Here is a 12,014-nt window from a genome sequence, read left to right as displayed (position 1 = left end):
TTTTCTCCTTTTTGTTGTTATAACAACATACTTGTTGGTTGGATTATATTATAGTATGGGTACAAAGTCAAGGACGGAAACGCACTTACCTCAATTTCCGTAAACAGTAATCGTTACTGTTCACAGGCTGCGTTCCGTGAGGTGTTTTTTGTGAACAAAGTTCACAGAAACCCCAAATTCATTATTACTTTTCACGATTTATTTATATCCTATCAACTAATATATCAAAATACAGGAGGTTACCATTTATGGAACAAAATATGTTTTGTTTTCAGTGTGAACAGACTGCCGGATGTACCGGCTGTACAGGCGCCAAAGGGGTCTGTGGAAAAACCGCTGACACTGCCAGACTTCAGGATGAGCTTACCGGCGCACTGATCGGGCTTGCTCACGCAGCAGACGAAAACGCACCTCTTCCGGAAAGCACATGGAGACTGATGGTGGAAGGTCTTTTTGCCACCCTTACCAATGTAAGCTTTGACGATAATGCTCTTGCAGAGATCACAGAGCGCATCCATCAGGAAAAAGCCCGTCTTCGCCCAGGCTGCGGCGGATGCGCTTCCCCTTGTGGACATAACGACGACTATGATATGAAGCTTCTCTGGAACGCCCAGGAAGATATCCGCTCCCTGAAATCCCTGATTCTTTTCGGGATCCGCGGAATGGCCGCTTATGCCTACCACGCAATGACTCTTGGCTATACCGATACCGAAGTAAATGAATTTTTTGCAAAAGCCCTTTTCGCACTGGGTGAGGACTGGGATATGGATCTGCTTCTTCCTATTGTAATGGAAGTGGGAAAATACAATCTCTCCTGCATGGAGCTTCTGGACCGTGCCAACACCACCACTTACGGCACACCAGCTCCTGTGACAGTACCTCTGACTGTGGAAAAAGGTCCCTTTATCGTCATTACCGGTCATGACCTCCACGACCTGAAGCTGCTTCTGGAGCAGACAGAAGGAAAAGGCATCAACATTTACACCCACGGAGAAATGCTTCCCTGCCACGCTTATCCGGAGCTGAAAAAATACAGCCACTTAAAAGGAAACTTTGGCACTGCATGGCAGAACCAGCAAAAAGAATTTGTGGATCTTCCAGCACCTATTCTTTTTACTACCAACTGCCTGATGCCGCCAAAGCCAAGTTATATGGACCGGGTATTCACCACAGGAACCGTCACTTTCCCAGGAACGGTTCACGTTGATGGAGAAAAGGATTTCACTCCTGTGATCCAGCGTGCTCTGGAACTTGGAGGCTACAAAGAAGATCAGCATTTTACAGGAATTAACGGTGGAACTTCTGTGACAACTGGATTCTCCCATGGAACCATCCTTGGTGTGGCTGACCAGGTGATCGACGCAGTAAAATCCGGTGCGATCCGCCACTTCTTCCTGGTGGCAGGCTGCGACGGTGCAAGAAGCGGACGTAACTATTACACTGATTTCGTAAAGCAGACTCCTTCCGATTCTGTGATCCTTACACTTGCCTGTGGAAAATACAGATTTAATGATTTGGACCTTGGGACCATCGGCGGACTTCCAAGACTGATGGATATGGGACAGTGCAACGACGCTTATGGTGCCATCAAAGTTGCCGCAGCTCTGGCAGAAGCATTTGGCTGCGGCGTAAATGAGCTTCCTCTTTCCATGGTTCTGTCCTGGTATGAGCAGAAAGCCGTTTCCATTCTGCTCACACTGCTTCACCTTGGAATTAAGAACATTCGCCTTGGCCCCACACTGCCAGCCTTTTTATCTCAAAATGTGCTGAATTATCTGGTGGAGAACTTTGGAATTGCCGCAATCACCACGCCAGGGGAAGATTTGAAAATGTTATTGGGATAAGGAGGAAAATCTCATGATCAGAAAAATCATTCACATAGATGAAGAAAAATGTAATGGCTGCGGGCTCTGTGCCCGGGCCTGCCACGAAAGTGCAATCGGAATTATAGATGGAAAGGCAAAGCTGCTCCGTGAAGATTACTGTGATGGTCTGGGAGACTGCCTCCCGGCCTGTCCTACAAACGCCATCTCTTTTGTAGAAAGAGAAGCCGCAGCCTATGACGAAGCTGCCGTTCTGGAAATCAAGAAAAAGCTGGAAGCACAGTCCGCAGACACCAATACAGCTGCGCCTGTTCACAATGGCTGCCCTGGCAGTATGGCCAGACGCATTCAGAGGAATGATAATTTACCGTCTTTTTCTTCTTTTTTAGCGAAACGTCATAACAATAATGACAAAAATGCAGGATCAGCAGATCAGACCGCCAATACGGATACCAATACTGGCGCAGCTTCATCCATACCAGAATCCCAACTTCAGCAGTGGCCGGTGCAGATAAAGCTCGTCCCTATCAACGCACCATATTTTGACGGAGCAGACCTGCTCATTGCAGCAGACTGTACAGCCTACGCCTATGCAAACTTCCACCAGGATTTTATCAAAGGTAAGATCACCCTTATCGGATGCCCGAAGCTTGACTCTGTGGATTACAGTGAAAAGCTTACCGAGATCATCCGCCAGAACAATATTAAAAGCGTCACCATCGTGCGCATGGAAGTCCCCTGCTGCGGCGGAATCCAGAATGCAGCCATAAATGCCATGAAAGCCAGCGGCAAATTTCTCCCCTGGCAGGTCTACACCATCTCCACAGATGGACGGATTCTCGCCTGACACCCCTTTCAAATACTCCATAAAAAAATAAATTTTGCCCAACAAAAAATCCAGGTTGTATCACGCAGCCCGGATTTTTTATTCATACTGTATAGAATTTTCTTTTCACTTTTAAATAAGAGGCCGTTTCTTTTTACAGTTCCAGTATCATCTTTAACACATTCAGCACGCTATCCGGGCCCGGTTTCTCCAGTACATATCTGGCAGCCTGCTTAGCCTCTTCCCTGGCAGTGGTAACCGCGTAGCTCTTTCCTGCCTCCAGCAGCATGCTCACATCATTGCAGTTATCCCCAAAAGCCACCACTTCTTCCCGCCTGGTAATTCCCAGCCGCTCCATCAGTTTCTCCAGGGCATTTCCCTTTCCGGAGTGCACATCTACAAAATCTACCCAGTAATCCCCGGAAGCCATGATCTGGATCTTGTCCCCGAAACGCTTCTTTGCTTCTTCGGCACCCACGGCGGCATCTATTTTCTCATTATACATGGCAACCTTTGTCATAGTCTCCGGCGCATTCAGCACATCATCCACCTCATTTACATGAAGCTTATATCCTTCCCGAAGCTTTTTCACAAACGCCTGGTCTGCACGCTCCACATACGCCTGGGCACTGCCAGCAGTCATAAAGGAAGCCCCCTCCTGGGCTCTCACGTACTCTACGACCTCCTTCAGCACATCTGCCGGAATCGCCATCTTTTCAATGATTTCCCCCTGATAGGAAATGATTCCGCCATTTCCGGCAATAAAATAAATATCATCCTTCACAGGAGCAAACACTCTTTCAATACTGTCATATTCTCTGCCGCTGACTGCAGCAAACACAATTCCTTTAGCCTTCAGCTTCCGGATGATCTCATAAATCTCCGGATTAATATCCATGGTTCCTTCCTTCAGAAGTGTTCCATCCAGATCTGACGCGATCAGTTTTATCATAACTCTTACCTCACATACAAAAAGTCCACACAACTTCCGCCCTCTGATCAGCGGAAATCCTGTGGACTATTATACTATGAAATTTAAACTTTATCTAGAGCGTGTTTGAAAAATCATTCCCCTACTTCTGCTCTTTCTGTACTTCAATAATATTCGCGCAATCCTCATATCCAGCCGGAATCTTATCCGTTATGACAGTGGACCTGTAAAAATCCGCAAAGGTCACAGAACTGATATTATCAAACTTGGAACTATCACAGAGTACATAACACTCCCTGCACTGTTCCATGGCAGCCGCCTTCACCGCCGCTTCATTGGCATCCGGAGTGGTACAGCCACTCTTCTTGGTAAGCCCATTGGTCCCGAAAAAGCCCTTGGTAAAATGATATCCCCGCAGGGTATTCATAGCCTGATTGCCGATCACTGCTTCTGTAGTGCTCTTTAACTCACCGCCCACCAGAAGGACCTTAAAACCTCTTCCAGCCAGCGTCTGGGCATGAACCACGGCGTTGGTAACAAACACGGCCCTTGTAAGCTTCAGAAATTTCAGCATATCTCCAGTGGTAGTACCTGCATCAATATATACAAAGTCTTCATCCTGAATAAGACCAGCTGCATATCTAGCGATCCGATCCTTTTCTTCCAGCTTCAGTCCCATCTTCTCGGCTACGGAATACTCATATGCGGTTACCCGTTCCTTCAATTCCACGGCACCGCCAAAAACTTTCTCCAGCTTGCCTTCCCGATCCAGTGCTGTAATATCTCTTCGCACAGTTGACTCTGATGTATCTAAAAGATCCTTCACTTCTGTGACAGTAATACTGCCCTTTTCTCTCAGAAGCTTCAAAATGATCTCATGTCTCTGTTGTGTTAACATTCTTTTCCCGCCTTATAATCTGTAACGTTCGTCTCCAGAATGATCTTACGCAGTGGCAGAATACTTCCTGGTGAAACAGAAAGCTCGTCCACACCCATTGCAAGAAACTCTTTTGTAAGTGACTGGTCAGCACCAAGTTCTCCGCAGATTCCTGCCCAGATCCCTGCTTTATGTGCATTCTCTACAACCATGGAGATCATGCGCAGTACTGCCGGGTGATGGGGATCAAAGAACAGGTCAAGCTGTGGATTCTGACGGTCAATTGCCATGGTATACTGGCTGAGATCGTTGGTTCCAATACTGAAGAAATCCACTTCCTTAGCAAGATCATCACTGATGATCGCCGCTGCAGGAGTCTCGATCATAATTCCCTGCTCCGGCTCTCCGAACTCCACGCCCTGACTGGTAAGCTCTGCCTTCACTTCTTCTACGATTTCTTTGATCTTTCGTACTTCCTGTACGCTGGTGATCATTGGATACATAATGGCAATCTTGCCAAATGCACTGGCGCGGAATAACGCGCGAAGCTGTGTCTTAAAGATCTCCGGTCTGGTCAGGCAGATACGGATGGCCCTGCAGCCCAGTGCCGGGTTCTCCTCATGCTCCATGTGGAAGTAATCACACTGCTTGTCTGCACCGATATCCAGAGTACGAATGATCACTCGTTTGCCAGCCATTGTCTGTGCTACCTGTCTGTAAATCTGGAACTGCTCTTCCTCTGTAGGGAAATCCTCCTTCTCCAGATAGATAAACTCACTTCTGAAAAGCCCGATTCCACCTGCATCATTCTGAATAACTGTTGCCAGATCCTTAATGTTGCCGATATTAGCGTACAGCATTACCTTCTGTCCGTCAAGTGTAACGTTTTCTTTTCCCTTAAGAGTCAAAAGGAGCTGTTTTCTGGAAAGGTCTTCCTCCTGACGTTTCTTCATTTCCTCCAGAGTGGCCTCATCTGGATCTACATAGAATGTACCATTTGCTCCATCTACAATTCCAAGCTTGCCATCCATCTCGCTCTCAAGAGACATGGAAGTATTTACCAGTGCCGGAATCGCCATGGTTCTTGCAAGAATAGCAGTATGGGAATTTAAAGAACCCTTTACTGTCACAAAGGAAAGGACCTTATCCTTGTCCAGCTGCACCGTCTCAGATGGCGCCAGATCTTCGGCTACAATGATCTTCGGTTCATCTGCATCTACCGAACTTGTATCTTCTCCATTTAAAATAGTAAGAAGCCGTTCAGAAATATCACGTACGTCTGCGGCACGCTCTCTCATATAATCGTCATCCATAGCGGAAAACATCTGCGCATAATTGTCGCCTGTGGTTGCTACTGCATACTCTGCATTTACACCCTGGCTGCGGATAATATTCTCTACAGATTCGTTATAGCCGTCATCCTCCATCATCATCTGATGAACCTCAAAGATGGCTGCATTTGCTTCTCCCACTTCCCGAAGGGCCTTATCGTATAAACCCTGAAGCTGCTTGATTCCCTCTGCCTTTGCTTTCTCATAGCGTGCCATCTCCTGGTCTGGATCTTCTATCTTCACACGCTTAACCTGCTGCTCTTTTTTCTGATATACACTGATCTTACCGATGGCTATCCCGCCGAAAACACTTTTTCCGTTATATATCTGCATTTTCTCTCTCCCACTTATATAAAAAAAGAATCCTGTCTTGCAGGATTCTACGCCTGCGGCGGGTCGCTTCAAGCGACATCTGCCTTTCCGCCGCAGTGTGATCCTGCCCGGTAGGGCTTTTTCATGTAATAGGGAATTCCAACGGAATTTCCTATTACATGAAAAACTTCTCTTCATCCGCCTGGTCGATGATCGCCAGAAATTCTTCTGGTGTCTTCGCAGCGCGAAGGCTCTTGGTAAACTCTTCATCCATCAGCATCATGGAAAGCTTGCTCAGCACATCCAGATGTACGTTATCCTCTGTATTCGGAGCCGCGATGAGAAACAGCAAGGTAACCGGCTCCCCATCCAGGGAATCAAAATCAACACCGCCAGGAATTACCATAGCTGCAAGTCCTGGTTTCTTTACTGCATCACATTTCCCATGTGGAATGGCAATTCCTTCCCCGATTCCAGTGGTGCTCTCTTCCTCTCTGGCGTAAACCTGCCTGCGGTATGCTTCTTCATCACTGATCTTGCCGCTCTTCATCATAAGAGCAACCGCTGCGTCCAGAGTCTGGGATTTATCTGCGGTGGCAGCATTTAATGAAATACTTCTTACATCCAGTAAATCTGTGATCCTCATTTCTTCCTTTCCTCCTGATCCTTTCCTGTGATCTGCTGATAGACAGCTTCAATCTCTTCTCTGGTAGCAAGATTCTCGGAAAATGCACTGGCACTTCCTGCTGCGATTCCCATGTGGAATGCATATTCGTAATCCTGCTTCTCCATATATCCGGCCATAAATCCGGCTACCATGGAATCTCCTGCTCCAACACCATTGATCAGCTTGCCCTTCGGAGCCGGCTCCTGGTAAACCTCTCCATTCTCTGCGATCAGGACTGCGCCCTCTCCTGCCATGGAGATCAGTACATTCACAGCTCCCATTTCCTGAAGCTTCCTGCCGTATGGAATCACGGACTGGCGGTCCTTCAGCTCCACGCCGAAGATCTCGCCAAGCTCATGGTTATTCGGCTTGATCAGAAATGGATGATAGGGAAGAACCTTCATCAGAAGATCTCTGGTTGCATCTACCGCGATCCTTACTCCTCTGCCATCCAACATCGCCATGATCTTCTGGTAGGCATCATCTGGCATGGAAGATGGAATGCTTCCGGAAAGGAAAAGCACATCTCCCTCTCCTAATTCTCCCAGCTGCTTCATCAGCATGTCAACCTTGTCTGTCCCGATCTTCGGTCCCTGTCCATTTATCTCTGTTCCGTCTATACTCTTCAGCTTCAGATTGATTCTGGAAAAGCCTTCCCCTACCTGGATGAAACCATTCTTCACACCCATATCCTCAAGACGTCTGATAATCTCATCTCCGGTAAATCCGGCTGTAAATCCAAGGGCGGTACTCTCAATTCCAAGGTTCATAAGAACTGTAGATACGTTAATTCCCTTGCCTCCCGGCAGAAGCATCTCCGAACTGGTGCGATTGGTAAGACCAAGCTGGAAGTCCTCTACCGACACAATGTAATCCAGTGAATGATTAAAAGTTACAGTGTAAATCATGTCTGCCTCCTGCTTACTTTTGCTTGTTTTTGATTTGTTGAGCTTATTATATCGTCATGCACAGTCAAAGTCAATCAATCTTTTTCATAAGATTGACGGATTGAATTTATCACAATTGCACAAATATGAATTATTTTGATCGAGTTTGGCTTTCGTGCATTTTTCAGCACAGCCGTTTCCTATAGTAATGTCCACAAATTGCAAAAAAATGCAGATACCAGACTGCTGCGTGTTTCGAACATCATTCACGCAATCTGCTATCTGCATTTTTCTTCAAATCCCATAAATCCAGCCTGCTCTAGTCCGTCCGAAGCGCTGTTACCGGATCACTCTTAGCCGCTTTTCTCGACGGGATCAGACCGCCAAGCAAGGTCAGCACCACGCTCAGCCCGATCAGAACCACCGCAGCCACCGGCGGAAGCGCCGCTTTTACATTCACTCCGTCAGCCAGTGACCGGATAATACGGTTCGCCGGGATCAGAAGCAATAAAGTAATTCCAATTCCCATGGCTCCCGCGCAAAATCCGATGATAAACGTCTCCGCATTGAACACCTGTGACACATTATGCTTGGAAGCACCAATCGCTCTTAAGATACCAATCTCTTTTTTCCGCTCCAGAACGCTGATATAAGTAATAACACCGATCATAATGGAAGAAACCACAAGAGAAATGGCCACAAAAGCCACCAGCACATAACTGATAATATTTACAATATCCGTGACAGACGACATCAGGGTACCCACCAGGTCGGTGTAGGTGATCACCTTCTCATCCTCCCCGGCAGCCTCCATATCTGCATTATACTGATCCAGAATATTCACGATCTCTGATTTACACTCAAAATCCTTTGGATAAATATTGATCCCGCCAGGAACATTCAGATCTGCATAACCAAGCTTCTTCAGATTTCCGTCATAAGAAGCATTTTCATAAGACATCAGGGACATCATAAGCTCAGAAAGGTCATCTTCGTTCATATTCATCTGAATGGCCTTTGCAAAAGCTTCCGGATCAATAGACAGGGCATTTTCCATACTGCTCATATCCCCCATGCTTCCAAGGCTTCCCATGTCCTGGCTCATGGCGGATGCAATGCTGGAGGACACACTTGCCATTACAGACTCCATGGCTCCCTGCATGCTGGAGCTGATATTTCCCATCATCTGCTCCATTGCAGTCTGAATGCCCTTGGTCAGCTGCTGTTCCACCTGTCCCATCACATCTGTGAACTTGGCTTCAATCCCCTTTGTCAGCGCATCTGTAAAGGAAGTCATCATGGTCTTCATATAAGTTTCCATAGCCTGGGAAAACTGCTTCTGCACTTCGCTTGTATCTACCATGGTCATAAAACCATTCATAAGACGGCTCTGTGCATCCTCTGTCTGCATGTATTCCAGGAAGTAATCTGCCAGATTGGCAGGATCCGGAAGGCTGTTCTTTTTTGCATATTCCGGATAAGCCTCTACCACATCCTGTAATAGCAGGTCCTGAATCTGCTTTGTGGTGATGGTTACTGTTACGCTGTTATTAATAATCGCCTCCGCTTCCTGCTTGATCTGCTGCTGGATCTCACTCTGGCTTAAAAAGGCAAGAATGCTGGCTGCATCTGTCTGTGTGATGTTATTTGCCTTGGCGTACTCCTGATACTGGTTCACCAGCTTCGCCGCCACGACGATCACTTTTTCCGAAGACACATCCACTTTTACATTATTTTTTACCAGTTCCTGCAAATCCTTGCACAAACGGTCATTCATTTCTTTGGAAGTCAGATACTGCTGCAGCGCAGCCTGCATTTTATTTGAATCTGACTCTGGTTTATCCTTAATGCTCTCCTGATATCCTGCCAGGACATCCTTTAACAACGCACTGATTTTTTCCTCTGTGAAATCAAATTTCACAGATTGCAGGGCCTGGCTCATATCCGGAACCTGATCTGCGGGAAGGCTTTTCAGGATCTCATCCGGATCGATCACATCAGAAAGATCCAGATTCAGATCATCCATCTTGATCAGCCCGGAAAGATCTGGCATGGTACTTGCATCCAGATTGATATTTCCTGCCATTCCTGAAAGATCCGGCATATCCACGTTCATGCCCGAAGACAGACTGGAAAGACTGGAAAGATCCATATTAAAACCGCTTAAATCCACCTGGAAGGCTTCCTGCAGGGCATCTGCATTAATGGAAAACAAGGATTCCATGTCAAACTTGCTGTCTTCATTATCCTCTTTTCCAAACTCTTCCCCTGTGAAAACATTGGTCTTCTCATCTGCCAGCTGCTGTTTCACAATTTCACTGGAAGCAGCCTTCTCGATCACATGTCTGGTCAGCTCCGGGGTATAGCAGATTCCAGCAGTCAGCATGGAGGCCGTCGCGCCCTCTGCTGGCTTGACAATTCCCACAATGGTAAGGTCTTCTCCGTTTTTTACCAGTTTTTTCATATAAGAACTGTTGTCGGATTTGTCCTTCCATACCTTATATTCTTTATCGTATTCATAATAATCCGTACTGCTTACCAGCTTAAACTTCGTCCCCAGAATCTCATCATACTTATAGGGGCCAACATCCTCCGGCGTCTCCACAGCTTCTTCTGCCATAAACGCCTGCACCATTTCATCCAGTTCCTTACTGTCCCGAAGGCCCAGAGTATACTGGAGAAAATCACTGATATCACCATTCGAAGTAAGCACCAGCACACATTCCTTATAATTTTCCGGCCATCTGCCGGCCTTTACCTCGTACTGGTCTTTATAGAGATTTTCATTCTCCGGCATTTCATAAAAAACATCCGTACTCATGGTGGAGGACATAATGCTGTTGGAGGAACCGGAGCCAAGTCCCATAGCCGAAAAAGATTTGTCCGGATTTACCTGGCGGATCTTTTTCCCGTCTTCCCGGAAAATCTGCGGGGAAACCGAATAGGTGTATTCCACCGAATTGGCATACTGGGAAACACCGCTTTCTTCGCTGTCCAGATAGGTTTTCAGGGACTCCAGATCATTGGAATTCATTTTGGAAAACATATTGGTCACCATCTGGGCTACCCCTACTTCTCCATCCTTCTTTTCACTTTGCGCAGCGGCCGCTCCCACCATCATGGAGGTAAGGTCCATTCCGGTACTCTGGATCTGCAGCGGATATTCCGAAAGTGTCTCCTCTTCCATATCTGTAATGTATTTATCCACTCCATTTGAGATAGAAAGGATCAACGCAATTCCAATAATACCGATAGAACCTGCAAAAGAGGTCAGAAGAGTTCTGGCCTTCTTGGTCTTTAGGTTCTGAAAGCTCAGGGAAAGAGCGGTAAAAAAGGACATGGAGGATTTTCCCATATTCTTATGAACCGGAGGTGCCATTTTTTCACTGTCGATTTCAAAAGGATCTGTATCGGAAAGGATCCGTCCATCTTTTACAGTCACAATTCTGGTAGCATAAAGCTGGGCAAGTTCCGGGTTATGGGTGACCATTACCACCAGCCGCTCCTTGGCAACCTCTTTCAGAAGGTCCATAACCTGGACACTGGTATCTGAATCAAGAGCTCCTGTTGGCTCATCTGCCAATAAGATTTCCGGATCATTTACCAAAGCTCTGGCAATTGCCACACGCTGCATCTGTCCGCCGGACATCTGGCTGGGCTTTTTGTGGATCTGGGCGCCAAGGCCCACCTTTTCCAAAGCCTCCTTCGCCCGGCGTCTTCGCTCACTTTTGGAAACGCCTGAGATGGTAAGGGCAAGCTCCACATTAGCAAGCACCGTCTGATGGGGGATCAGGTTATAGCTCTGGAAAACAAAACCAATGGTATGGTTTCGGTAGGAGTCCCAGTCCCTGTCCTTATATTTCTTTGTGGAAATCCCGTTGATGATCAGGTCACCGCTGTCGTACCGGTCAAGACCGCCAATAATGTTAAGAAGGGTGGTCTTTCCCGAACCGCTGGGGCCAAGGATTGCCACAAATTCGTTGTCCCGAAGGGCAAGACTCACCCCATCCAGCGCCCGCTGCACCAGGTTTCCGGTTCTGTATTCTTTGTGTATGTCTTTGATCTGAAGCACTGATTACTTCCTTTCTGGTCATGTCTGATACTGTCATTTTGCAAAGTCTGTGAGGGGTTCCCGCACTAAACGGATATGTCGCCTACCGGCAGCATCACCATATATGAAAGTCAGCTGTTCCGTGCCTTTGGCACTCCCACAGCTGGCAAAATCCCCATTATCACAGAATGTCCCTATTATATCCTTAAATTGTGAACATATTGTGTCTTTAATATCTTTAAAATGAAACCCTTCTCTTGAAATCCAACCATTTCTATCGTATAATAAGGAAATACATTACCGCTTTAG

Annotated in this window: 7 protein-coding genes and 1 pseudogene; 2 read left to right on the top strand and 6 right to left on the bottom strand. The window is 46.8% G+C overall.

Annotation, left to right across the window (positions count from 1 at the left end; genetic code table 11):
• Window positions 1-248: 248 nt before the first annotated feature.
• Window positions 249-1,844: a hydroxylamine reductase gene (hcp, locus tag ACTQ50_RS10725; RefSeq protein WP_441484199.1), complete on the top strand. Its 1,596-nt coding sequence runs from the start codon at window positions 249-251 to the stop codon at window positions 1,842-1,844.
• A gap of 13 nt (window positions 1,845-1,857) precedes the next feature.
• Window positions 1,858-2,670, top strand: a complete 813-nt coding sequence (locus ACTQ50_RS10720) for an ATP-binding protein (RefSeq protein WP_441484198.1) — start codon at window positions 1,858-1,860, stop codon at window positions 2,668-2,670.
• Window positions 2,671-2,803: 133 nt separating this feature from the next.
• Here the strand turns inward: ACTQ50_RS10720 and ACTQ50_RS10715 are convergent, their stop codons facing one another.
• From ACTQ50_RS10715 to ACTQ50_RS10690, 6 genes and pseudogenes are all read right to left on the bottom strand, one after another.
• On the bottom strand, window positions 2,804-3,601 hold the full coding sequence (locus ACTQ50_RS10715; protein ID WP_226822509.1) for an HAD family hydrolase: 798 nt from the start codon (window positions 3,599-3,601) through the stop codon (window positions 2,804-2,806).
• 121 nt (window positions 3,602-3,722) lie between these two features.
• On the bottom strand, window positions 3,723-4,478 hold the full coding sequence (locus tag ACTQ50_RS10710; protein WP_441484197.1) for a DeoR/GlpR family DNA-binding transcription regulator: 756 nt from the start codon (window positions 4,476-4,478) through the stop codon (window positions 3,723-3,725).
• Window positions 4,472-6,121, bottom strand: a complete 1,650-nt coding sequence (ptsP, locus tag ACTQ50_RS10705; protein WP_441484196.1) for a phosphoenolpyruvate--protein phosphotransferase — start codon at window positions 6,119-6,121, stop codon at window positions 4,472-4,474. Before ptsP ends, ACTQ50_RS10710 begins: the two co-directional genes overlap by 7 nt.
• Before the next feature lie 166 nt (window positions 6,122-6,287).
• Window positions 6,288-6,746: pseudogene (locus tag ACTQ50_RS10700) on the bottom strand (PTS sugar transporter subunit IIA); the annotation flags it as partial.
• Complete coding sequence (pfkB, locus tag ACTQ50_RS10695) at window positions 6,743-7,675, bottom strand: 1-phosphofructokinase (protein WP_441484195.1); 933 nt, start codon at window positions 7,673-7,675, stop codon at window positions 6,743-6,745. The pseudogene ACTQ50_RS10700 and the gene pfkB, both read right to left, overlap by 4 nt.
• Window positions 7,676-7,973: 298 nt before the next feature.
• On the bottom strand, window positions 7,974-11,726 hold the full coding sequence (locus ACTQ50_RS10690) for an ABC transporter ATP-binding protein/permease (RefSeq protein WP_441484194.1): 3,753 nt from the start codon (window positions 11,724-11,726) through the stop codon (window positions 7,974-7,976).
• Between the last annotated feature and the right edge of the window lie 288 nt (window positions 11,727-12,014).

Origin of the sequence: Blautia sp. Sow4_E7 (assembly GCF_052116245.1) — a bacterium.
GTDB lineage: Bacteria > Bacillota > Clostridia > Lachnospirales > Lachnospiraceae > Blautia_A.
Note: the sequence above shows the minus strand (reverse complement) of the source record. Positions and strands in the feature narration are given on the sequence as shown.